19 protein-coding genes and 1 pseudogene are annotated in these 21,693 nt (G+C 74.1%); 13 read left to right on the top strand and 7 right to left on the bottom strand.

Annotation, left to right across the window (positions count from 1 at the left end):
* Positions 1 to 36 precede the first annotated feature (36 nt).
* On the top strand, positions 37 to 1,425 hold the full coding sequence (locus ACZ51D_RS21785; RefSeq protein ID WP_465663304.1) for an NADP-dependent succinic semialdehyde dehydrogenase: 1,389 nt from the start codon (positions 37 to 39) through the stop codon (positions 1,423 to 1,425).
* 42 nt (positions 1,426 to 1,467) lie between these two features.
* On the opposite strand, the gene ACZ51D_RS21780 is transcribed toward ACZ51D_RS21785, so the two are convergent.
* Positions 1,468 to 1,749 carry a hypothetical protein gene (locus ACZ51D_RS21780; RefSeq protein ID WP_360491653.1) on the bottom strand — a complete coding sequence of 94 codons (282 nt, stop codon included), beginning with the start codon at positions 1,747 to 1,749 and terminating at the stop codon, positions 1,468 to 1,470.
* A gap of 48 nt (positions 1,750 to 1,797) precedes the next feature.
* Positions 1,798 to 2,838, bottom strand: a complete 1,041-nt coding sequence (gene ku / locus ACZ51D_RS21775; RefSeq protein ID WP_465663303.1) for a non-homologous end joining protein Ku — start codon at positions 2,836 to 2,838, stop codon at positions 1,798 to 1,800.
* A gap of 456 nt (positions 2,839 to 3,294) precedes the next feature.
* Between ku and ACZ51D_RS21770 the strand changes: the two genes are divergently transcribed.
* Positions 3,295 to 4,734 (top strand): amino acid permease, encoded by a 1,440-nt coding sequence (locus ACZ51D_RS21770; protein WP_465626131.1) that lies wholly within the window; start codon positions 3,295 to 3,297, stop codon positions 4,732 to 4,734.
* 224 nt (positions 4,735 to 4,958) lie between these two features.
* Complete coding sequence (locus ACZ51D_RS21765) at positions 4,959 to 6,167, top strand: helix-turn-helix domain-containing protein (protein WP_465663302.1); 1,209 nt, start codon at positions 4,959 to 4,961, stop codon at positions 6,165 to 6,167.
* 300 nt (positions 6,168 to 6,467) lie between these two features.
* Here ACZ51D_RS21765 and ACZ51D_RS21760 read toward each other — a convergent pair whose 3' ends face one another.
* Positions 6,468 to 7,256 carry a S1 family peptidase gene (locus ACZ51D_RS21760; RefSeq protein WP_465663301.1) on the bottom strand — a complete coding sequence of 263 codons (789 nt, stop codon included), beginning with the start codon at positions 7,254 to 7,256 and terminating at the stop codon, positions 6,468 to 6,470.
* Positions 7,257 to 7,397: 141 nt separating this feature from the next.
* Between ACZ51D_RS21760 and ACZ51D_RS21755 the strand changes: the two genes are divergently transcribed.
* From ACZ51D_RS21755 to ACZ51D_RS21730, 6 genes and pseudogenes are all read left to right on the top strand, one after another.
* Positions 7,398 to 8,228 (top strand): EI24 domain-containing protein, encoded by an 831-nt coding sequence (locus ACZ51D_RS21755; RefSeq protein ID WP_465663300.1) that lies wholly within the window; start codon positions 7,398 to 7,400, stop codon positions 8,226 to 8,228.
* A 539-nt stretch (positions 8,229 to 8,767) separates the two neighbouring features.
* Positions 8,768 to 9,451: an aggregation-promoting factor C-terminal-like domain-containing protein gene (locus ACZ51D_RS21750; RefSeq protein ID WP_465663299.1), complete on the top strand. Its 684-nt coding sequence runs from the start codon at positions 8,768 to 8,770 to the stop codon at positions 9,449 to 9,451.
* A 228-nt stretch (positions 9,452 to 9,679) separates the two neighbouring features.
* On the top strand, positions 9,680 to 10,684 hold the full coding sequence (locus ACZ51D_RS21745; RefSeq protein ID WP_360491674.1) for a glycosyltransferase family 2 protein: 1,005 nt from the start codon (positions 9,680 to 9,682) through the stop codon (positions 10,682 to 10,684).
* Between the two features lie 206 nt (positions 10,685 to 10,890).
* Positions 10,891 to 13,782: an FAD-binding and (Fe-S)-binding domain-containing protein gene (locus tag ACZ51D_RS21740; protein ID WP_465663298.1), complete on the top strand. Its 2,892-nt coding sequence runs from the start codon at positions 10,891 to 10,893 to the stop codon at positions 13,780 to 13,782.
* Positions 13,779 to 13,883: pseudogene (locus ACZ51D_RS21735) on the top strand (hypothetical protein); the annotation flags it as partial. The gene ACZ51D_RS21740 and the pseudogene ACZ51D_RS21735, both read left to right, overlap by 4 nt.
* A 124-nt stretch (positions 13,884 to 14,007) precedes the next feature.
* Positions 14,008 to 14,436: a PaaI family thioesterase gene (locus ACZ51D_RS21730; RefSeq protein ID WP_465663297.1), complete on the top strand. Its 429-nt coding sequence runs from the start codon at positions 14,008 to 14,010 to the stop codon at positions 14,434 to 14,436.
* Positions 14,437 to 14,510: 74 nt separating this feature from the next.
* Here the strand turns inward: ACZ51D_RS21730 and ACZ51D_RS21725 are convergent, their stop codons facing one another.
* Both ACZ51D_RS21725 and ACZ51D_RS21720 read right to left on the bottom strand, forming a co-directional pair.
* A complete protein-coding gene (locus ACZ51D_RS21725) occupies positions 14,511 to 14,960 on the bottom strand; it encodes a CBS domain-containing protein (RefSeq protein WP_360491684.1) in 450 nt (149 codons plus the stop codon).
* 75 nt (positions 14,961 to 15,035) lie between these two features.
* On the bottom strand, positions 15,036 to 16,028 hold the full coding sequence (locus ACZ51D_RS21720; protein WP_465663296.1) for a slipin family protein: 993 nt from the start codon (positions 16,026 to 16,028) through the stop codon (positions 15,036 to 15,038).
* A gap of 230 nt (positions 16,029 to 16,258) precedes the next feature.
* Here ACZ51D_RS21720 and ACZ51D_RS21715 point away from each other — a divergent pair, with 230 nt between their 5' ends.
* Entirely contained in the window at positions 16,259 to 17,047 is a 789-nt protein-coding gene (locus ACZ51D_RS21715) for a uracil-DNA glycosylase (protein WP_465624923.1), read from the top strand.
* Positions 17,048 to 17,070: 23 nt separating this feature from the next.
* On the opposite strand, the gene ACZ51D_RS21710 is transcribed toward ACZ51D_RS21715, so the two are convergent.
* Entirely contained in the window at positions 17,071 to 17,949 is an 879-nt protein-coding gene (locus ACZ51D_RS21710) for a CHAD domain-containing protein (protein ID WP_465663295.1), read from the bottom strand.
* A gap of 159 nt (positions 17,950 to 18,108) precedes the next feature.
* Here ACZ51D_RS21710 and ACZ51D_RS21705 point away from each other — a divergent pair, with 159 nt between their 5' ends.
* From ACZ51D_RS21705 to ACZ51D_RS21695, 3 genes are all read left to right on the top strand, one after another.
* Positions 18,109 to 18,783, top strand: a complete 675-nt coding sequence (locus ACZ51D_RS21705; RefSeq protein WP_360491696.1) for a hypothetical protein — start codon at positions 18,109 to 18,111, stop codon at positions 18,781 to 18,783.
* Positions 18,784 to 18,957: 174 nt separating this feature from the next.
* Positions 18,958 to 19,770, top strand: a complete 813-nt coding sequence (locus ACZ51D_RS21700) for a DsbA family protein (RefSeq protein WP_360491699.1) — start codon at positions 18,958 to 18,960, stop codon at positions 19,768 to 19,770.
* Positions 19,771 to 19,903: 133 nt separating this feature from the next.
* Positions 19,904 to 20,554, top strand: a complete 651-nt coding sequence (locus ACZ51D_RS21695; protein WP_465624919.1) for a vitamin K epoxide reductase family protein — start codon at positions 19,904 to 19,906, stop codon at positions 20,552 to 20,554.
* Positions 20,555 to 20,581: 27 nt separating this feature from the next.
* Here the strand turns inward: ACZ51D_RS21695 and ACZ51D_RS21690 are convergent, their stop codons facing one another.
* Positions 20,582 to 21,655 (bottom strand): serine hydrolase domain-containing protein, encoded by a 1,074-nt coding sequence (locus tag ACZ51D_RS21690; RefSeq protein ID WP_465663294.1) that lies wholly within the window; start codon positions 21,653 to 21,655, stop codon positions 20,582 to 20,584.
* Between the last annotated feature and the right edge of the window lie 38 nt (positions 21,656 to 21,693).

Below are 21,693 nucleotides of genomic sequence, written 5' to 3'. Positions count from 1 at the left end.
AGACGCACCGGACCCAGACCCCCTCGGGAGCCCCGTATGCCCATCGCCAGCGTCAACCCCGCGACCGGCGAGACCCTGGAGACCTTCGAACCGCTCGACGCGGCCGGACTCGAGCGGCGGCTGGCCCGTGCCGAGGCCGCCTTCCACGGCTACCGCAATTCCCCGTTCGCCGCCCGGGCCGAGCTGATGCGCCGCGCCGCCGACCTGCTGGACCAGGACCGGGAGGCGGTCGCCCGGACCATGACCGAGGAGATGGGCAAGCCGCTCGCCGCCGCCCGCGCCGAGGCCGCCAAGTGCGCGAAGGCGATGCGCTGGTACGCGGACAACGCCGAGGCGCTGCTCGCCGACGAGCACCCGGCCCCGGCCGACGTCACCGACTCCGGCGCCGCCCGCGCCTACGTCCGCTACCGCCCGATCGGGCCGGTGCTGGCCGTGATGCCGTGGAACTTCCCGTTCTGGCAGGTGATCCGGTTCGCCGCGCCGGCCCTGATGGCGGGCAACGTCGGCCTGCTCAAGCACGCGTCCAATGTGCCGCGCACGGCGGTGGCGCTCGAGGAGCTGTTCCAGCGGGCCGGCTTCCCGGAGGGCTGCTTCCAGACGCTGCTGATCGGCTCGGGCGCGGTCGAGGGCGTGATCCGGGATCCCCGGGTGGCCGCGGTGACCCTCACCGGCAGCGAGCCGGCCGGGCGGGCGGTCGCCGCCACCGCGGCCGACGTGGTGAAGAAGGCGGTGCTGGAGCTGGGCGGCAGCGACCCGTTCGTCGTCCTGCCGAGCGCCGATCTGGACGCGGCGGTGCAGACCGCCGTCCGCGCCCGGGCGCAGAACAACGGCCAGTCCTGCATCGCCGCCAAGCGCTTCATCGTGCACACCGACGTCTACGACCGCTTCACCGCCGGCTTCGCCGAGGCGATGCGGTCACTGCGCGTCGGCGACCCGATGGACGAGGCCACCGACGTCGGCCCGCTGGCCAGCCGGCAGGGCCGGGACGACCTGGAGGAGCTGGTCGAGGACGCCCGGACGCACGGTGCCCGGGTCGAGTGCGGCGGCGGGCGCCCGGAGGGCTGGGACACCGGGTACTTCTACGAGCCGACGGTGCTGACCGGCATCACCCCGGCCATGCGGATCCACCAGGAGGAGACCTTCGGGCCGGTGGCCACCGTCTACCGGGTCGCCGACCTGGACGAGGCGGTGGCGCTCGCCAACGACACCCCGTTCGGCCTCAGCTCCAACGTCTGGACCCGGGACGAGGACGAGCAGGAGCGCTTCGTGCGCGACATCCAGGCCGGCGGGGTGTTCTTCAACGGGATGACCGCCTCCCACCCGGCACTGCCGTTCGGCGGCGTCAAGCGCTCCGGCTTCGGGCGGGAGCTGTCCGGGCACGGGATCCGGGAGTTCTGCAACGTCACCACGGTGTGGATCGGCTGATCTCTCCCGGAGCCCCGTTCACCCCGGCGCTCACCGGCCGGGTCAGGCCGCGATCCGGTGCCTGCCCCGGCCGGGCGTCATCCAGCGGGCGATCACGCCGACCATCGCGACGACGGTACAGCCCCAGAAGATCGCCATCAGCACCAGCATCGGCGTCAGGCTCACCTGGGTGGCGACCATGCCGAGCCCGACCGAGAGCGCGATCATGAACGTCACCACGGTGGGGCTGAGGGTGAGCAGCCAGTTCCAGGCCCGGTGCCCGAAGCCCTGGTTTCTCTGGGCCTCGGGGCCGGCTTCGACTTCCTTGTAGGTCAGCAGGTCCATCGGGATCGCCTCCAATGCTGGACGGGAGGGAAAGGCCTGGCCCGGGGGTCAGGAGGCCCTGCGGGGAGCCGTGGACTTCCGGCTCGTGGTCTTCTTCGCCGCGGGCGTCTTCTTCGCCGTGGTGCTCTTCTTCGCCGTGGTGCTCTTCTCGGCGGTCCGCTTGGCAGTCTGTTCGGTGGTCCGCTGGGCGGCGGGGGCGCTCTTCTTCGCGGCGGCGCGCTTGCGCGGAGTGGGCTTTTGCTCCTCCGCCGAAGCCGGCTCCGCCTCCGATTCCGCCTCCGCTTCCGGTTCCGCTTCCGCCGCCGGTCCGTGGCCGCCCTTGGCCCGCTTGAGGCTGCTGCGCAGCGCCTCCATCAGGTCGATCACGTTGTCCGGCGCCTCGCCGGGCTCCTCCTCGTGCGGGATCTCGACGCCCTCCAGCCGCGCGGTGATCACCTGCTGCAGCGCCTGCTGGTAGTCGTCGTGCAGCTGGGCCAGGTCGAAGTCCTCGGAGAGGGTGTCCATCAGCGACCGCGCCATCTTGAGCTCCTGCGGCCGGACGGTGACGTTCTCCTCGGGCGCGATCCCGGCCGCCGGGCGGACCTCGTCGGGCCAGATGCAGGTCTGCAGCACCAGCGTGTTGTCGTGCACCCGCAGCACCGCGGGCGACTCCCGGGTGCGCAGCGCGATCTTGGTGACGGCGATCTGCCCGGACTCGGTGAGCGCGTCGCGCAGCAGCGCGTACGGTTTGGCGGCGGCCTTGTCGGCGACACCCACGTAGTAGGCCTTGGAGAACATCAGCGGGTCGATCTCGCCCTCGTCGACGAAGGCCAGCACGTCGATGACCTTCTTGCTGGGCAGCGGCAGGTCGGCGAGGTCCTCGTCGCTGAGCGTGACGGTCCGCCCGTCGGGGGACTCGTAGCCCTTGGCGATCTCCGCGTACGGGACCTCCTTCTCCTCCTGCTCGCAGTACCGCTTCATCCGCACCCGGCCGCCGTCCTTGGCGTGCACCTGGTGCAGCGGGACGTCGTGCTCCTGCGTCGCGGAGTAGAGGTGGACGGGGATGCTGACCAGCCCGAAGCTGATCGTCCCCTTCCAGGTGGTCTGCATGGGGTCGCTCCTGTCCGGCGCCGGGAGCCGACGGCCGCCGGGAACCGGCGATCACCGGGAACCGAGGGCGCCGAGCACGCTCGGGAGTGCTCCGACGAATGCCCCGAGAATCCCACTCTGCCCGGGTTTGCCCCGATCGGCCACACCGGGCCGCCCACGGGCCGAGGGAGGTCGATGCGGATGACCGCCCGCACGGAGGCGACCACGCTCCGCTGAGGGGATCTGAGCTCGCCCGGCCTCCACCCACCTGACGCTGCGTCAGATCTGAGCTTTCCGGACCCCTTTCGCACCCACTCTGACCTGGCCTTTTGTGTCCGGTAAGCGAACAGTTATCAATGCCTTGTTCCGATACTCGGGCGTAGAAGTTAGGTTGCACCGCAATGCGCGGGTCTGTCCCCCCACCCTGTGGCGACGAGCCCGGGGTCGCCGCGCTGGAAAGGCACAGGGCACCCCTAGATGAGTGCGAACACCACCAAGTCGGCGGCAGCCGCCCAGGTCCCCCACCAGGCGGGGCCGCACGGGCACGGCGGAGACGGCAACCTGAAGGCCGGGCTCAAGAACCGCCACCTGTCGATGATCGCCATCGGCGGCGTGATCGGCGCCGGCCTCTTCGTCGGCTCCGGCGCGGGCATCGCGTCCACCGGCCCCGGCATCCTGCTCTCCTACGCACTGGCCGGCGCGCTGGTCGTGCTGGTGATGCGGATGCTCGGCGAGATGGCCGCGGCCGATCCGCAGAGCGGCTCCTTCTCGGCGTACGCGGACCGCGCGCTGGGCCGCTGGGCCGGGTTCTCCATCGGCTGGCTGTACTGGTTCTTCTGGGTCGTGGTGCTGGCGGTCGAGGCGACGGCCGGCGCGAAGATCCTCAACCAGTGGGTGCCCGGCGTGCCTCAGTGGGGCTGGGCGCTGATCGTGATGGCGGTGCTGACCGCCACCAACCTCTTCTCGGTGGCCTCGTACGGCGAGTTCGAGTTCTGGTTCGCCGGGATCAAGGTGGTCGCGATCGCCGCCTTCCTGGTGATCGGCCTCCTCGCCGCCTTCGGCCTGCTGCCCGGCACCCACGCGGTCGGCACCAGCAACCTGACCGGCCACGGCGGCTTCCTGCCGCACGGGGTGGGCGCGGTGTTCACCGGCATGCTGACCGTCGTCTTCGCCTTCATGGGCAGCGAGATCGTCACCCTGGCCGCCGGCGAGTCGGAGGACCCGCAGAAGGCGGTCACCAAGGCCACCAACAGCGTGATCTGGCGCATCGGCATCTTCTACCTGGGCTCGATCCTGCTCGTGGTCACCCTGCTGCCCTGGGACTCGGCCGAGGTCAAGGCCAGCCCGTACGTGGCGGTGCTGGACCACATCGGCATCCCGGGCGCCGGCCAGGTGATGGACGTGATCGTGCTGACCGCGGTGCTGTCCTGCCTCAACTCCGGGATGTACACCGCCTCCCGGATGGCCTTCTCGCTCGGCCAGCGCGGCGACGCCCCGAAGGCCTTCGCGAAGGTGACCGACCGCGGCGTGCCGCGGGTGGCCATCCTCTCCTCGGTGGTCTTCGGTTTCGTCGCGGTCTTCTTCAACTACACCTCGCCGGACACGGTGTTCGCCTTCCTGCTCAACTCCTCCGGTGCGGTCGCGCTCTTCGTCTGGCTGGTGATCTGCGCCACCCAGCTGCGGATGCGCAAGATCATCGAGCGGGAGATGCCCGAGCGGCTGACCGTCCGGATGTGGCTGTACCCGTACCTGACCTGGACCGCGATGGGCATGATCGGGTTCGTCATGGCGTACATGTTCACCGACGCCGACGGGCGCAAGCAGATGTACCTGTCGCTGGTCGCCGCGGCGATCGTGCTCGCGGCCTCGGCCGTGGTGGGCCGCCGGCGGCGGGCCGCGGTGGCGGCGGAGTCCTGACCCGTCCGCACCGCGCGGGAACGCCGGGCCCGGGAGCCGCTACGGAGGCTCCCGGGCCCGGCGCCGTTTCCCGGGCCCCCGCCCTGTCGGCACGATGGCGACACGGTGGCAGCACGACACCGGCAGGACACTGACGCGACATCGTTTGACCAAGGCACGTCAAGGGGGATACCTGGGCATGGCGCTCCCCCACGAGCGCTCCCCCACCCTCTCCGGGAGACCCCGTGCCGCCCCTGCCCACCCCCACGCCACCCTCGCCGTCCCCACCCCGCTCGGAACCAGAGTCCGCGCGCCAGCGCTTCGGCCGTCGGCTGCGCCACTGGCGCGAGGCCCGCGGCCTCAGCCAGTCCGAGCTCGGCCGGCTGCTCGGCTACCACAACTCGCTGATCAGCCGAGTGGAGAACGCCCGGCGCTGGCCGCCGCCGGGCATGCCCGCCCGGGCCGACGAACTCCTCATCGCCTGCGGCGAGTTGGCGGAACTCTGGCAGACCGTCCGGCAGGAGCGCGAACGCCTCGGCGAACTCGCCGTCGCCATCCGGACACCGCTCGCCGCCGACACCGCCCCACCGGACGCCGCCACCGTCGAGGTGCTCGCCCAGCTGCTCGCCGTCTACCGCACCGCCGCCGACCGGATCGGCGGCGAGGAACTGGCCGCCGTCCTGGAGCACCACGCCCGCACCCTGGCCGGCTGGCAGCACACCGCCCCGCCCGAGAGCCTCGCCGCGGTCCGCTCGCTCGCCGCCCAGTACGCCGAACTCGCCGGCTGGGCCCACTTCGAGGGCGACCGCCGCGCCCGCGCGCTCGGCTGGTACGCCACCGGCCTGGAGTGGGCGCGCGCCACCGGCGACCAGGCCACCACGGCCGCGCTGCTCACCCGGCAGAGCACCCTGCACTGGTGGCGCGGCGACCCGGCCACCGCCCTCGCCCTGGCCGAAGCCGCCCGCACCGCCGCCCCGCCCCTGCCGGGGCTGCGGGCCTGGACCGCCGTCGCCCGGGCCCACGCCCACGCGCTGGCCGGCGAGACGCCGTACGTGCACCGGGCGCTGGCGGACGCCCGGCGGCTGACCGCGGCCGCGCTGCGCTCCGGCGAGCCGGCGCCCTGGGCGGCGCGCGCCGAGCTGGTCCTGGCCGTCGCCCACGGCACCTGCCAGCGGGACCTCGCCGCCCACACCGGCCACACCGCCCGCGCCCGCACCACCCACGCCCGCACCGCGGCAGCCCGGCTGGAGGCCGTGCTGCGAGTCCTCGACCCGGCCGCCCACCCGCGTGACCACGCGCTGGTCACCGCCCGCCTCGCCGGCGCCCACGCCCTCGCCGGCCACCGCGAGGCCGCCGCGGCCCTGCTCGCCCGCCTGCCCCGGAGCCCGACCGGCCGCACCACCGGCCGTGTCGCCCGCGAGCAGCGGCGGGCCGAGGAGTGGCTGCGCAGGTGAATGCCCGGGCAGGGCGGTACCTGCCCGGGCATGGCGGCGGTTCGGTTCAGGCGGTCCGGTTCAGGCCGTCCGGTTCAGGCGGTTCGGTTCAGGCCGTCCGGCGCCGCGCGGACCGGGCGAACGCCCGGTGGAACAGGCCGGTCGGCGAGGCCCGGCCCCGCCGGAGGACGGCGGGGCCGGCCACCACCTGCGGGAGTGGTGGCCGACCCCGCTCACCGGTTCGACCCGGCCGACCGACCCTGCCGGGTCGGCTCGGAGGTCGACTCGGAGACCGGCATGGAGACCGGCACGGAGACCGACTCAGAGACCGGCCGCCGCGGCGGCGATGTCGGCCGCGTAGGTGCTCACCTGGGTGTAGATGCCCGGGTAGCCCGCGCGGGCGCAACCGTTGCCCCAGCTGACGATGCCGACCTGGACCCAGCGACCCGCCGTGTCCTTGCGCACCATCGGGCCGCCGGAGTCACCCTGGCAGGTGTCGACACCGCCCTGGGCGACGTAGCCGGCGCAGAGCGAGCCGGCGGTGTTCAGGCCCGGGTAGGCGCCGGCACAGGTCGCGTCGTCGACGAACGGCACGGTGGCCTTGAGCAGGTACCGCTGCTGGGCGCCGCCCTCGCTCGCCGCACCCCAGCCCATGATGGTGAAGGTGCCGTTGTCGTAGGCGCTGGAGGTGGCGATCGGCAGGGTGCTGACCTGGCTGCTGTTCACCGGCGAGGCCAGCTTGATCAGTGCCCAGTCGTCGCCGTTCTCGGCACCGGTGAAGGCGGGCGACTGGTAGACGTACGACGAGCGGACCTTGATCGCGCTGCCGCTGCGCAGGTCGACCGCGCCGACGGTGGCGGTGATGCTGCTGTCGGCACCGGTGCCGTCGACGCAGTGGGCGGCGGTCAGCACGATCTGCGAGGTGTAGAGCGCGCCGCCGCAGCCCATCGAGAGCCGCACCATGAACGGGAACTCGCCCTGCGCCGCCCGTGTGCCGCCGACCACGGTCGGCGACGGCGCGGGCGAGGCGGCGGCGGGCAGCACCAGCACGCCGGCACCGAGCACCAGACCGGCCAACAGGCTGAACACTCTGCCGAATTGACGCTTCATCAGTCTCCTCCTTGCAGGTGGGGGAAGACCGAGAGTGGCCCGGCGGACGGCATGGCAGGAGGGGCGCGGCCTTGCCGGTCGAAACTGGCAGGAACACGGCAATGCGGGGTTCCGGCTGCGGAGGCCCTAGGGTGATCGCCCATGCGGGATCTTGCGGCGGGGATGAAGTACCTGGTCATGGGCCAGAAGTGGGTGGGCCGACACGGCCGCTGGTGGGGCTTCGGGATGCTGCCGGCCCTGCTCACCCTGGTCGGCTACGTCGTCGCGCTCGTCTTCCTCGGAGCCTGGTCCAAGGACCTCGCCGACTGGGCCACCCCGTTCGCCGACCACTGGGGCTCACCCTGGCAGGGCCTGCTGCGCGACGCGCTCGCGGCGATCGTCTTCGGCGGCGGCCTGCTGTTCTCCCTCCTCACCTTCACCGCCGTCACCCTGCTGGTCGGACAGCCCTTCTACGAGGCGCTCTGCGCCAAGGTCGACGAGACCGAGGGCGGCGCACCCACCCCGCCGGACACCCCGCTCTGGCGCGAGCTGCTGATCGCGGTGCGGGACAGCGTCTACGTGCTGGTGCGCGTGGCCGCGTTCGGCGTGGTGCTGTTCGCCTGCGGGTTCATCCCGGTGGTCGGACAGACGGTGGTCCCGGCGCTCGGCTTCCTGGTGTCCGGCTTCTTCCTGACCGTCGAGCTGACGGCCGTCGCCCTGCAGCGGCGCCGAGTGCCGCAGCCCGAGCGGATCCGGCTGCTGCGCGCCCGGCTCGGTCTGGCGCTGGGCTTCGGCACACCGCTGGTGCTGGCCTTCCTGGTGCCACTGGTGACGGTGCTCGCCATGCCGGGTGCCGTCGCCGGCGCCACCTTGCTGGCCCGCGACCTCGTCCCGACCACTGAGGAGGAGGAAGCGGCGGAGGAGGGGCCCACCCCCACCTTCCCCGCTCCCACCGCACAGCCCGCTCCCGGAAACCCGTACGCGACCCCCTGAGGTCGTGACCGTCCGGTCACTCTGCGCCGAAGTCGGCCCGCCCGGCGTGTGAGGCCGCCCACAGGGGGATCGGCGTCTACGACCCTCGCTAGTGGACGGGTGACGGGCCGGCTCCGGCCGGGCGCCGGTGCCGCACCCGGTCCGGGGTTGGCCCGGCGGCACCCCGCCTGAAGAACGCAGGCCACCGCGACTGCCACCCTTGCGTTCCTCCGATGCGTGCGCTGCTTGACCCTCGGGTTCGCAATCCGGACAAATCACCTCAAATCTACCGTCGCGCTTTCGCATGACCGCCGTGGGGTTACTACGTGACGTAGTAGCGCGCGCCTTTGCCACCCGTCTCGAGCCCTGCCAAGAATGGCCAGTCGCCAGGCAGCGCGGCCGACCCCCGGTCCGCCGCGCAGCCCGCCCGCCCCGCCGCTTCACCCGGGGCGCCACGGCCGTCCCGGACGGCCGCGCGGGCCCCGCTCACCCGGAGCCCGTGCGATGCCCCGTGCCCGGCAAACCGGCGCGGGCCCCGACGGAGAAGGAACGCCCGCTTCATGCAGCTCAGCCATGCCCGCCGCAACTCCCTGATCACCGGTATCGCCACCCTCGTGGTCGCGAGCGCCGCCACCGCCGCCCTCGCCATCCCGCAGGCCGGGAACACCGTCGAGGCCGCCGCACCCGCGGCCGCCGTCTCGGTGGACGGCAAGCCGGTCACCGACCAGGCCCAGGCTGACACCGCTGCCGCTGCCCAGCAGGCCGCCCAGGCCAAGGCCGACGCGGACGCCGCCGCGCAGGCGCAGGCCCAGGCCCAGGCGCAGGCGCAGGCCCAGGCCCAGGCCCAGGCGCAGGCCGAGGTCGAGGCGAAGGCCCAGGCGGACGCCAAGGCCAGGGCCGACGCCGAGGCCGCCGCCTCCCGCTCCCAGGAGCGTCCGAACCTCGCCGCCGCCTACTCCGGCACCCCGCAGCAGATCGCCGCGCAGATCGTCCCGGCCGGCCAGCTGCAGTGCTTCAGCAACATCGTGTTCCGCGAGAGCAGCTGGAACCCGCTGGCCGTCAACGCCTCCTCCGGCGCCTACGGCCTGGTCCAGGCCCTGCCGGGCTCCAAGATGGCCTCCGCGGGCGCCGACTGGCGCACCAACCCGGCCACCCAGATCAAGTGGGGCCTGGACTACATGAACACCCGCTACGGCAGCCCCTGCGGCGCCTGGTCGTTCTGGCAGGCGCACCACTGGTACTAAGCCGACCCTCCGGCTCGGCTTTCCCGGCTCGGCACTCCCCGCCCGATCCTCCCGGCCCGCGACGCACTCCGCGTCGCGGGCCTTGCGGCATCTGTCGCCTGACGTGGACGCGTCCGGAAGGCGACGTGAAGATATGGCGTACGGTCGTACGATTTGCCGCCAATTGCTCGTAATTACGCACCGTCAGGGCTTTGCCACGGTTCGCGCGCCCTCTTACGCTCCGGCGTCATGCCCTCACCGCTGATCAGCGTCGTACTCTCCGCCTACGACCAGCACAAACAGCTCGCCGATTGCCTGGACTCGCTGCTCGCGCAGTCCCTGGCCGACGTCGAGGTGATCGTGGTCGCCGACCGCTCGCCCGAGACCGCCGGCGAGCTCGCCGACGCGTACGCGGCGCGGCATCCGCGGGTGTCGGCGCTGCACCTGAACGCGGCGGTCGGGGTCGGGGTGGGCCGGAACGCGGGGGCGGCCCGGGCGAGCGGCGAGTACCTGCTGTTCCTCGACGCCGACCACCTGCTGCCCCGGGACGCGCTCCAGACGCTCGCCGACCGGCTCAAGCAGACCGGTCCGGTGGACGTCCTGCTGTTCGGCCACTCCCGCCGCCACCAGGACCGGGACTGGCCGGGCGGGGCCGAGGCGCTGCTCGCCGAGGCCGGCCCCGAGGTGTTCGCGCCGTTCGACCGGCCCGCGCTGTTCGGCGCGCCGCCGCTGAGCTGGGACCGGCTGATCCGCCGCGGCCACTGGGAGGGGCTGGGGCTCGCCTTCCCGACCGGCCGCTACGAGGAGGTCCCGGTGGTGCACGCGGCCCTGCTCGGCGCGCAGAAGGCCGCCGTCCTGCCGCGCGAGTGCGTCCAGCTGCGCCGCCGGGAGACCGTCCACCCGGCCGGCGGGCCCGGCAGCAGCGTCTTCGACCTGTTCGAGCAGTACGAGCGCAGCTTCGCCCTGCTGGAGGACCTGCCGCACCTGTACGCGGTGCGCGACGCGATGTTCGTCCGGATGATCCGGCACTACCTGTTCGTCTTCGACCTCGCCGGCTGCGTCTCCCGGGCCGAGCGGCCGCAGTTCTTCCACCGGGCCGCCGAGCACCACCGCCGCTTCCAGCCGCCGGGCCACCGCCGGCCGGGCGGCCGCGAGGGGATCAAGTTCTCGCTGCTGGCCGGCGGCGCCTACCCGGCGTTCGAAGTCGCCAAGCTCTCCCACATCGCGCGCGGAACCCTCACCGGGCGGAAGTAAGCCGGCTGCGGGGTCGGGCACAGAGTCGGGCGCGGGGTCGACCGGGGGGTCGGGCGCGGAGTCGGGCGCGGAGTCGGTGATCACGGCCGCGGGAGGGTCACCCGACACTCCGTCGGTGGTACCCCCGTCGCGCCCGGTACCCGGGCGGCGCCCCGGCTGCGATCATCGGCGGAGCCGTGTCCGCCGCACCGCCCGGGAGGTCCCTGGTGAGCCGTCCGTCCGCCGTCCCCGGGGCCGCGCTGGCCCGTGAGCTGGCCGCCGTCCTGCGCGGGGAGGTCCGCTTCGGCGCCGCCGAACGGACCGTCTACAGCCACGACGCCTCCAACTACCGGCATCTGCCGCTCGGCGTGGTCAAGCCCGCCGACCCGGACGACGTGCGCACGACGCTGGCGCTGTGCCGCGAGTACCGCGTGCCGGTGGTGCCGCGCGGCGCCGGGACCAGCATCGGCGGGCAGGCGATCGGCCCGGGCGCGGTGGTGCTGGACTTCCGCCGCCACCTCGGCGAGGTCCTGGAGATCGACCCGCAGGCCCGCACCGCGCGCGTGCGGCCCGGCACCGTCCTGGACGACCTCCAGCGCGCCGCCAAACCGTACGGGCTGCGCTTCGGCCCGGACCCGTCCACGCACAGCCGCTGCACCATCGGCGGCATGATCGGCAACGACTCCTGCGGCTCGCACTCGCTCGCCTGGGGGCGCACCACCGACAACGTCGAGCGGCTGGAGCTGCTGCTCGCCGACGGCACCGAGCTGACCGTCGGCGGCCGGCTCGGCTCGCAGGAGCGCGCGGCGCTGCGCGCCCTGCCCGGCCGGGTCGGCGAACTCCACACGCAGCTCCAGGAGTTCACCGACCGCAACCTCGCCACCATCCGCCAGGGGATGCCGCGGCTGCCGCGCCGCACCTCCGGCTACCCGCTGGACGCGCTGCTGCCCGAGCACGGCCACGACCTCGCCCGGGCGCTCACCGGCACCGAGGGCACCTGTGCGCTGCTGCTCGGCGCCACCGTCCGCCTCGTCGAGGACCCGCCCGCGCGCGCCCTGGTGGTGGCGGGCTACCCCGACGAGGGCGCCGCCGCCGACGCCGTCCCCGCGCTGCTGCCGTTCGGGCCGCTGACCGCCGAGGGCATGGCGGCCGACCTGATCGCCGCGCTGCTGGCCGCCGGCCCCCGCCCACCCGCGCTGGACCGGCTGCCCGCCGGGGAGTGCTGGCTGTTCCTGGAGACGGGCGGCGCCACCCCGCTGGAGGCCTACCAGGCCGCGCGCCGGCTCGCCGACGCGGTGCGCCGCGAGCGTTCGGCCACCGTCGCCCTGGTCACCGACGCCGCCGAGCAGCGCCAGCTGTGGGCCGTCCGGGAGGCCGGCGCCGGGATCGTCACCCGGCTGCCCGGGGGCGGGGAGGCCTGGCCCGGCTGGGAGGACTCCGCCGTCCCGCCCGAGCGGCTCGGCGACTACCTGCGGGACCTGCGCGCCCTGCTGCGCCGGCACAGCCTGCGCGGCGTCCCGTACGGGCACTTCGGCGACGGCTGCGTGCACCTGCGGATCGACTTCCCGCTGGACCAGCCCCAAGGGGTGCTCGTCTTCCGGGAGTTCCTGGAGCAGGCGGCCGATCTGGCGGTCTCGTACGGCGGTTCGCTCTCCGGCGAGCACGGCGACGGGCAGGCCCGCGCCGAACTGCTGCCACGCATGTACCCGCCTGAAGTCATCGACCTGTTCGGCGAGTTCAAACGGATCTGGGACCCGGAGAACCTGCTCAACCCGGGCGCCCTGGTCGACCCGCGCCCGCTCGACGCCGACCTGCGCTTCGTCACCGCCCCGCGCCGCCCGCTGCCGCTCGCCCTGCCGTACGAGCAGGACGGCGGGAGCCTGGCCAAGGCGGTGCACCGCTGCGTGGGCGTCGCCAAGTGCGTGGACCCGACCACCGGGGTGATGTGCCCGAGCTACATGGCCACCGGCGAGGAACGGCACTCCACCCGGGGCCGGGCGCGGCTGCTCGCCGAGATGCTGCGGGGGGACGCGATCCCCGACGGCTGGCGGTCCGAGGAGGTCCGGGAGGCGCTGGACCTCTGCCTGAGCTGCAAGGGCTGCGCGAGCGACTGCCCGGTGCACGTCGACATGGCGACCTACAAGACGGAGTTCCTGTACCAGCACTACCGGCACCGGCCACGCCCGCGCTCGCACTACTCGATGGGCTGGCTGCCGCTCTGGCTGCGGGCCGTCGCGCTCGCGCCCGGGGCCGCCAACACACTGGCCCGCTCACCGCTCGGCGGGACGCTCAAGCGGCTCGGCGGGATCGACCCGCGCCGGGTGCTGCCGGTGTTCCCGCCGCAGACCTTCACCGCCTGGTACCGGCGGCACCGCGCCACGCACCCGGCACCGGCGGGCGCACGGCCGGTGCTGCTGTGGCCGGACACCTTCTCCGACCACCTGCAGCCGAACGTCCTGCGCTCGGCCGTCGAGGTGCTGGAGCACCTGGGTTTCGACGTCCGGCTGCCCTCGGGCCCGGTCTGCTGCGGCCTCACCTGGCACTCAACCGGCCAACTCGGCACCGCCCGCCGGGTGTTGCGGCGCAGCCTGCGGGTGCTGGCGGCGGACGGGCTCCAGGCCGACACCCCCGTGGTCGGCCTGGACCCCAGCTGCACGGCCACCCTGCGCGAGGACCTGCCCCGGCTGCTCGGCCCGGACGGCCGCCCGCTCGCCGAACGCACCCGCACCTTCGCCGAGTTCATCGACGAGTACGCCCCGGACGCCCCGCTCCCGCGGATCCCGCTGGACGCCGTCACCCAGACCCACTGCCACCAGCACGCGGTGCTCGGCAGCGCCGCGGACCGCCGGGTCGAGGCCCGACTGGGCCTGCACAACCGGGTGTTGGATTCCGGCTGCTGCGGGCTGGCGGGTAACTTCGGCTTCGAAAGCGGGCACTTCGAGGTGTCCGAGGCGATCGCCGAGCGGGTGCTGCTGCCCGAGGTCCGGGCGGCCGGGCCGGAGACGGTGGTGCTGGCGGACGGCTTCAGCTGCCGCACCCAGATCGCCCAACTCGCCGACGGCAGGCAGGCGTTGCACCTGGCGGAGCTGATCGCCAGGGAGCTGCGCCACCCCGAGTGACTACGCGCGCCCGGCGAGGAAGGCCCCGACACCACCGGCACGCCCAAGACCTCGACGTCGAGACCCGCCGCCTCTCCGCCCTGCTGGACGGCCTCACCCTGCAGGCCGTCCGGCACCCCGACCTGGTCGGTCCGGTGGACCTGCGCGCGGTGCTCCACCGCACCTCGACACCCTGGCCGCGCCGACCTCCTGACACCGCGCCAACACCCCCGCCACAATGGCGCGATGACCCTCACCACCGCCGAGGCGGACAAGCTCCTGGCCGACCACTTCGCCCCCTGGGTGCAGGCTCTCGGCCTGTCCGCCGTCGAGACCGGCGAGCGGCACGCCGTGCTGCGGCTGCCCTGGTCCGACCAGCTCGCCCGCGAGGGCGGCGGGCTGTCCGGCCAGGCGCTGATGGCCGCCGCCGACACCGCCTGCGTGGTCGCGATCTCGGCCGCGCGCGGCGGCTTCGGCCCGATGACCACCGTCCAGCAGTCCACCACCTTCCAGCGGGCGGTCGTCGGGCAGGACGTCCTGGTGCGCGCCCGGATCACCAAGCTCGGCCGCCGGATCGCCTTCCTCGACATCACCCTCACCCCCGAGGGGGCCGAGGGAACCGAGAGCGCCGAGGAGCCCGCCGCCCACGCCACCACCGTCTACGCCCTGGGCTGACGCCACGGCTGCGGCCCCGCCCGGCGAGGGCGGGGCCACAGCCCGCGTGCGTACGGCGGTTGCGTACGGCGGTGTCAGCTCAGGGCGGTCGGCGAGGGCGCCTCCTCCGCGCAGACCGCCGACACGAACTCGGCCACCCGGGACTGCGGCATACCGCGCGCGATGTCCGCCTCGCTGATCATGCCGACCAGCTTGTGCTCCGGGTGGTTGATCACCGGCAGCCGGCGCACCTGGTACTGCTCCATCACCCGCAGCACCTGTTCGCAGTCCTCGTCGGCCTCCACCGTCATCGGCCGCCCCTGCGCCAGCTCGCCCGCCGTCACCGCCGCCGGGTCACGGCCCTCGGCGACGCAACGCAGCACGATGTCGCGGTCGGTCACGATGCCCAGCAGCTTGTCGCCGGGCCCACAGATGGGCAGGGCGCCCACGTCACGTTCCCGCATGATCCGGGCAGCGGCGGCGAGCGTCTCGTGCTCGCGGATGCACTCCGCGCCCGGGTGCATGATGTCGCTGGCTTTGGTCATGGTCCGCCTCCTGACCTGGCTTCCTGCCCCTGTCCATCGTGGTCCGGGTGTGTGGCCGACGCCACCGGGCGCCGCTCAGGGCTGCGGTTCCGGCTCGGCTCCGGCGCCGCGCCCGGCACTGCCGTCCGGCGATTCCGCGGCCTCCACCGGCGAGCGCTCCAACAGATCATCGAGCCGCGGGAGTTCGTGCGGGGGCGGCTCCTTGTCGAGTTCGACCTCGGAGACCTCCCCGCTCTTCACGGCCTCCTCCGCGGCCTTCGCCCCGGCGGCGACCGCGGCGGCCGTCAGCAGGTTCCGCTGCTGGACCTCGGTCGAGCTGTCCAGGAAGCGCAGCAGTTCCACCGGGAAGGGCAGCACCAGCGTCGAGTTCTTCTCCGCCGCCACCTCCACCACGGTCTGCAGCAGCCGCAGTTGGAGGGCGGCCGGGGTCGCGCTCATCACCGCCGCCGCCGCCGACAGCCGCTCGGAGGCCTGGTACTCGCCGTCCGCCGTGATGATCCGCGCGCGGCGTTCCCGCTCGGCCTCGGCCTGCCGGGCGATCGAGCGCTTCATCGACTCCGGCAGCGCGACGTCCTTGATCTCCACCCGGTCGATCTCGATGCCCCAGCCCAGCGCCGGGCTGTCGATCATCAACTCCAGCCCCTGGTTGATCGGTTCCCGGTTGGCCAGCAGGTCGTCCAGCTCGCTCTTGCCGATGATCGAGCGCAGCGAGGTCTGCGCGACCTGGGAGATCGCGAAGTTGTAGTCCTGCACGTTGACCGTCGCCTTGACCGGGTCCACCACGCGGAAGTAGACCACCGCGTCGACCCGCACGGTCACGTTGTCCCGGGTGATGCCCTCCTGCGCCGGGATCGGCATCGTCACGATCTGCACGTTCACCCTGCGCAGCCGGTCCGCGACCGGCATCAGGGCCACCAGCCCGGGCTGGCGCACCTCGTCGCGCACCTTCCCGAATCGGAACACCACGCCCTTCTGGAACTGCTGGACCACCCTGAGGCTCATGGCCGCCCAGAGCGCCCCCAGCCCGGCCAGCCCCCCGAGGACCCCCAGCACCGCATCGACGATCATCGCGGCCTCCTCGCGGCCTGCGCGCACACCGGCGTGTCCGGCCACCGCCGGCCCGGCCGGGCCGGGGGCCACCGGAGCAACTGCCTCCACGCTACGTCTGCCCGGCCGCGGCCGGATCGAACCGGATATACCAGAAGGAAGACGGATATAGCGGGGTGAACCCCTCAGAGCAGGCAGGAACCGTCAGGAACCCCCGAGCCCGACGCGGCCGACCCCCTAGGATCGGGGCCATGCCGCCCACGGCCACGCCGCAGTCCCCCGCCGACGATCCCGGCGACCCCCGCCACCCCGCCGAGGCCGCCGCCCGGGTCACCGGACTGGCCGCCCTGGACCGCGTGGTCACCGGCTGCCGGGCCTGCCCCCGCCTGGTCGCATGGCGCGAGGAGACCGCCCGCACCAAGCGCCGCGCCTACCAGGACTGGGACTACTGGGCCCGGCCGATCCCCGGCTTCGGCCCGCCCGACGCCCCGCTCGTCCTGGTCGGCCTCGCCCCCGCCGCCCACGGCGCCAACCGCACCGGCCGGATCTTCACCGGCGACCCCTCCGGCGACCTGCTCTACGCGGCGCTCCACGACCTCGGGCTCGCCAACCGCCCGCACTCCGTCCGCTACGGCGACGGCCTGGAGCTGTACGGCGTGCGGATCACCGACCCGGTCCGCTGCGCCCCGCCCGACAACAAGCCGAGCACCGCCGAACGCGACACCTGCCGCCCTTGGATCACCCGCGAACTGCAGCTGCTGCGCCCGACCGTACGGACCGTGGTCGCCCTCGGCGGCTTCGCCTGGCAGGCCCTGCTCCCGGTGATCGCGGACGCCGGCTGGCAGGTCCCCCGGCCCAGGCCCGCCTTCGGCCACGCCGCCCGGGTCGACCTTGCCGCCCGTGACGGCGGCCCGCCGCTGCGGCTCTACGGCTGCTACCACGTGAGCCCGCGCAACACGAACACCGGCCGCCTGACCACCACGATGCTGCGCGACCTGCTGCGCGAGGCGGCCCGCTCGGCGGGGCTCAGCCCCGCGTAGCGCGGGCCGCCCGGGCCGAACGGCTACCCGAACCGGGTCAGCTTGCGTTTGCCCGCCCGCTTCCACACCCCCGGCAGACGCTCACGCGCCGCCGCCTCCACGGCGAGCTGGCGGCCGTACAGGGCGCCGTAGCCGAAGCGCTCGGAGGCGGCGACCGGCTGGGCGGCGAGGGTGGCGGCGGCGACCACGGCGTCCTGGTGTTCGCCGAGGACGTCCTGGACGGCCTTCATCCGCCGCACGTAGCGCTCGGCCCGCGCGCCGGCCGCCGGGGTGGCGGTCTCACCGGCGTAGCGGGCGCGCTTGGCGGCCTTGCGGGCGTCGTGGAGGGCGTGGTCGCGGTCCTCGGAGTCGGCGGCGAGGGCCGCCCGGACGCGGCCGGCGGTGCGTTCCTGTTCGCGGGCGGCGATCCGGGACAGCTCGGGAAGGGCGGGACGGGCGGCCCGGCCGCGCAGCGGCGGGTCGGCGAGGAAGGCGGTGAGGGCGTCGCCGAGGGCCCGCCGGCGTGGGCTGTCGAGGGCGGCGGCCACCTCGGGCCGGACCCGGCGGTACTCGGTCTCGCCCCACCGCTCGAGCGCGGCGGCGACCCGCTCCGGCCCGCACTCGGCGGGCAGCTCACGGGCCTGGGCGGCCAGCCGTTCGGTGAGCACCTCGAGGTCGCGCGCGCCGCCGAGGGCGGCGCCCAGCCAGCGCAGCTCCGTGACCAGCTCGTCCGTCGCGCCGGGGGTGAAGAGCCGTCGGAAGGTCCGCAGGGCGCTGCGCAGCCGTCGGCAGGCGACCCGCATCCTGTGCACGGCGTCCGGTTCGTCGGCCCGGACGGCGTCGTCCAGGCCGGCCAGCACCGCTGCCTGGGCCTCGACGCGGGCCAACAGCACCTGCCCCACCGTGGTCTCGGGTTTCGCCATGCGCGTCCATCCCCTCGTCGGGGCCGCCGGGAACTCTTCCCAGGCTAGTCCGGCCGCGGCCGGTGTCGACCCCACGTCCCGTTGAGGGCGCGTCAGGAGTAAGGGCAAGGGCCCATGCGCCCTCGTGCCGGGTGTGAGCGTCATGGCATACTCCGGAGCGTGACGACCTCCACCCATGCGACCAGGGCCCTGCGGGCCGCGGTGTTCACCGCGCTCGCCGTGCCGATGGCCGCGTTGGGCCAGGTGGTCATCACCGGCCGCCCGCTGCCGCTGTCGCTGGTGGCCTCGGCGGGTGTCGCCGTCTTCCTGGTCGCGGCCGCACTGGCGGGCGGGGAGCGGCGGTTGCTGCACATCTCCGCCGTGATGGTCCCGGTCGAGCTGCTGCTCAACACCACGTTCAACCTGGGCCAGACCGGCTGTGGGCCGGTGCTGTCCGGGCAGGTCCCCGCGCGCGGGGTGAACCTGCTGGTCTGCGGCGGCGGTTCGATGGACGGGTCGCTGCTCGCGGGGCCGTTGGGCCACGCCGGGCAGTTGGCGCCCGCCGTGACCCAACTGCTGCTCCTGCTGGTGCACCTGGTGATCGCGCTGGCCGCCGCCGTCTGGCTGCGGCTGGGCGACTCGGCCCTGTCGGGCCTGGCCCGGGCGCTGCGCGCGCTGCGCGAGTCGCTGGCCCGGCCGTTGCGCGCCCTGCTCGTCCTGCTGGTCCCGGCCCCGGCGCGCCCGGTGCTGCGGGTCCCGCTGCCGGTGTCGGACCGCGCGCGGCCACGCCGCGAGGACGTGGTGCTGAGCCCGGCTCCCCGGCGTGGCCCGCCGGCTTTCGCGCCTGCCTGCTGATCGCTTCCGTACCGGGTCCCTCCCGGACGCCGATCGTTTCTTCCGTACCCGGCCGGACCACGGCCCCCGTACGCCCGCAGGCAGTGCGCACGACTCCCGCGTTCCCCCGACCCCGCCGCACCCGGTGCGGTTCCCCGCGCGCACCCGCGCGCCGCGTACAGGAGTTGAATTCCCATGGTTCAGGCCCCCGGCAAGCAGCAGGCCCAGCGCATCAGTGTCCGTGAGCGGATCCAGGAGGCGCAGCGCCGCGAGCAGCAGGCCGCCAAGCGCCGTCAGCGGATCGTCGTGACCGTCTCCGCGGTCGTCGTGCTCGCCCTCGCGGGCGGTGTCGCCGTCGCGATCGACTCGGCCTCGAACAAGGACGACAAGGGCTCCGCGGCCGCCACCTCGGCCGCGCTGGTCGTCCCGGCCAACGCCGGCGGCCCGGACGGCACGGTGATCACCTACGGCAAGGCCGACGCCCCGCACACCATGGAGGTCTACGAGGACTTCCGCTGCCCGATCTGCAAGCACTTCGAGGCGGCGAACGGCGAGACCGTCAAGAAGCTCACCGAGGACGGCCAGATCAAGGTGGAGTTCCACCTGGCGGCCTTCCTGGACAAGAACCTCGGCGGCAAGGGTTCGCGCACCGCGCTGGCCGCCGCGGGCGCCGCGCTGAACGAGGGCGTGGACAAGTTCAAGCAGTTCCACGACGTGCTGTACGCCAACCAGCCGGACGAGCGCGAGGACGGCTTCGGCGACGTCAACCACATCCTGGACCTGGCCGGCCAGGTGCCCGGGCTGAAGACGGACGCCTTCGTGAAGGCGGTCACCGACAAGACCTACGCGCCGTGGGCGGCGAAGGTCGCCGACGCGTTCAACGACAGCGGGGTGACCGGCACTCCGACGGTGCAGGTGGACGGCAAGCCGGTCACGCTGTTCAGCGGCAAGGCCGTGGTCTCGCCGGAGCAGTTCACCGCCCAGGTCAAGCAGGCCGCCGGCCTGTAGTCCAGCCCGTAGTCCGGCCCGTAGTCCGGCCCGTAGTCCGGCCGGTAGCAACGCCCTTCAGCACGGCACCACCGGCCCGGCCGAACTCCCGGCCGGGCCGGCCCCTCCCAGTCAGCCTCCGGAGTGTGCTGCCATGTCCGCCACTGCCACCGTGCACCTCTCCAGTCCCGCTCCCGACGCCGCCGGACGGGCCCCGGTCGGGGCGAGCCGGGCCTACGCGGTCCTGCTGTTCCTCGGCGGCCTGATCGGTCTGGCCGCCTCGGCCGTCCTGACCTTCGACAAGCTCCGCATCCTGGAGAACCCCTCCTACATCCCCAGCTGCAACATCAATCCGGTGATCAGCTGCGGCTCGGTGATGCGCACCGAGCAGGCGGAGGTCTTCGGCTTCCCGAACCCGCTGCTGGGCCTGGCTGCCTTCGGCGCCCTGGCGGCGATCGGGGCGGGGCTGCTCTCCGGTGCCGCGTACCGACGCTGGTTCTGGCTGGGCCTGCACGCGGGCACCGCGCTGGGTGTGGTGTTCGTGCACTGGCTGGTGGACCAGGCGCTGTACGAGATCGGCGCGCTGTGCCCGTACTGCATGGTGGTGTGGGCGACGGTGGTGGCGCTGTTCTGGTACACGACGCTGCACAACCTGCGCAGCGGGGTGATCCCGGTGGGCCCCCGCCTTCGGGTGGTCGTGCGGGAGGCGGCCCGCTACCACTGGGCGCTGCCGGTGCTGTGGGCGGCGGTGATCGCGCTGCTGGTGCTGAACCGGTTCTGGTCCTACTGGAGCACGCTCCTCTGACCGCCCGTCACCCCGCGCGGGCCGTCCTCATCCGAACACCAGCCGGCGGTAGGCGTTGCGCAGGTCGGTCAGCGGCTGGGTGACCCGGTCGTAGTGCACCTTGTTGGTGAGCAGCAGCGCCCAGCGGCCGAGCCGCCGGGAGACCCAGAAACCGGTGCCGGTGAAGCCGTAGTGGACGAAGGTGCGCTCGGCCGGCTCGGTGCCGGGGGCGTACAGCCAGGACAGGCCGCGGGCGGGCCGCAGTCCGCCGGTCTGCTCGCGCAGCGACTCCTCGATCCACGCCCCGCCCCAGGCGAGTCCGGGCGGCGGGGCGAGCACGGCGGTGAGGAAGCGGGCGAGGTCGCGGGCGGTGGAGAAGGCGCCGGCGTTGCCGGAGACGCCGCCGAGCAGCCGGGCCGAGGGGTCGTGGACGACGCCGCGCAGGGGTGCGCCGGCCCGCTCGTCGTACTCGGTGGGGGCCGTGCGGTCGGCGAGCGCGGGGCCGAGCGGCCCGAATCGGGTGTCGGCCATGCCGAGCGGGTGCCAGGCCCAGCGCGCGGCGAGTCGGTCCAGCGGGGCGCCGCCGAGGTCCTCGACCAGGTAGGTGAGCAGGACGGCGGCGCGGTCGGTGTACTCGACGGCGGTGCCGGGCGTCCGGTGCGCCGGTGCGGCGGTCACCCCGGCCCGGATCGCCGCGGGGTCGCGCCCGTAGAGCTGCTCGAAGCGGGTGTACGGGAGCAGCCCGGCCGTGTGGGCGAGGAGGTGCCGGGCGGTCACCGCGCCGGCGGGCCGTCCGGCGGCCGGCGGCCACCAGCGGCCGAGCGGCTCGTCCAGCGGCAGCCGGCCGGACTGCCGGAGCGTCCCGGCGCAGGGCCACAGCGCGACGATCTTGGTGAGGCTGGCGAGGTCGTACAGCGTGTCCGGCCCGGGCGCGAGCCGCGCGTACGGGCCCTGCCCGAGCACGCCGTGGCTGCCGCCGCCGAGCGTGCCCCCGGCGTCGCCGACGGCCCAGACGGCGCCCGCCCCGACGGTGCGCACGCCCTCGCGGACCAGCCGGTCCAGCTCCCCGCCGGGCGCGGCCAGGGCGGGGAACCGGTCGACTCCGGGTGCTCGGTGGCTCATCCCATCCCCCAGGGCCGGTCGTCAGGGCGACCGGAGCC

This window comes from Kitasatospora sp. NPDC033851 (genome assembly GCF_055576085.1).
This window is presented reverse-complemented; position numbering and strand designations above follow the sequence as displayed.

Excerpts from the sequence above, each read along its gene's own strand:
- ACZ51D_RS21710 (WP_465663295.1), bottom strand. The coding sequence starts at position 17,949 with ATGGCGAAACCCGAGACCACGGTGGGGCAGGTGCTGTTGGCCCGCGTC.
- ACZ51D_RS21750 (WP_465663299.1), top strand. The coding sequence starts at position 8,768 with ATGCAGCTCAGCCATGCCCGCCGCAACTCCCTGATCACCGGTATCGCC.
- ACZ51D_RS21700 (WP_360491699.1), top strand. The coding sequence starts at position 18,958 with ATGGTTCAGGCCCCCGGCAAGCAGCAGGCCCAGCGCATCAGTGTCCGT.
- ACZ51D_RS21695 (WP_465624919.1), top strand. The coding sequence starts at position 19,904 with ATGTCCGCCACTGCCACCGTGCACCTCTCCAGTCCCGCTCCCGACGCC.
- ACZ51D_RS21760 (WP_465663301.1), bottom strand. The coding sequence starts at position 7,256 with ATGAAGCGTCAATTCGGCAGAGTGTTCAGCCTGTTGGCCGGTCTGGTG.
- ACZ51D_RS21730 (WP_465663297.1), top strand. The coding sequence starts at position 14,008 with ATGACCCTCACCACCGCCGAGGCGGACAAGCTCCTGGCCGACCACTTC.
- ACZ51D_RS21720 (WP_465663296.1), bottom strand. The coding sequence starts at position 16,028 with ATGATCGTCGATGCGGTGCTGGGGGTCCTCGGGGGGCTGGCCGGGCTG.
- ACZ51D_RS21745 (WP_360491674.1), top strand. The coding sequence starts at position 9,680 with ATGCCCTCACCGCTGATCAGCGTCGTACTCTCCGCCTACGACCAGCAC.
- ACZ51D_RS21715 (WP_465624923.1), top strand. The coding sequence starts at position 16,259 with ATGCCGCCCACGGCCACGCCGCAGTCCCCCGCCGACGATCCCGGCGAC.
- ACZ51D_RS21770 (WP_465626131.1), top strand. The coding sequence starts at position 3,295 with ATGAGTGCGAACACCACCAAGTCGGCGGCAGCCGCCCAGGTCCCCCAC.
- ACZ51D_RS21780 (WP_360491653.1), bottom strand. The coding sequence starts at position 1,749 with ATGGACCTGCTGACCTACAAGGAAGTCGAAGCCGGCCCCGAGGCCCAG.
- ku (WP_465663303.1), bottom strand. The coding sequence starts at position 2,838 with ATGCAGACCACCTGGAAGGGGACGATCAGCTTCGGGCTGGTCAGCATC.
- ACZ51D_RS21755 (WP_465663300.1), top strand. The coding sequence starts at position 7,398 with ATGCGGGATCTTGCGGCGGGGATGAAGTACCTGGTCATGGGCCAGAAG.
- ACZ51D_RS21690 (WP_465663294.1), bottom strand. The coding sequence starts at position 21,655 with ATGAGCCACCGAGCACCCGGAGTCGACCGGTTCCCCGCCCTGGCCGCG.
- ACZ51D_RS21785 (WP_465663304.1), top strand. The coding sequence starts at position 37 with ATGCCCATCGCCAGCGTCAACCCCGCGACCGGCGAGACCCTGGAGACC.
- ACZ51D_RS21725 (WP_360491684.1), bottom strand. The coding sequence starts at position 14,960 with ATGACCAAAGCCAGCGACATCATGCACCCGGGCGCGGAGTGCATCCGC.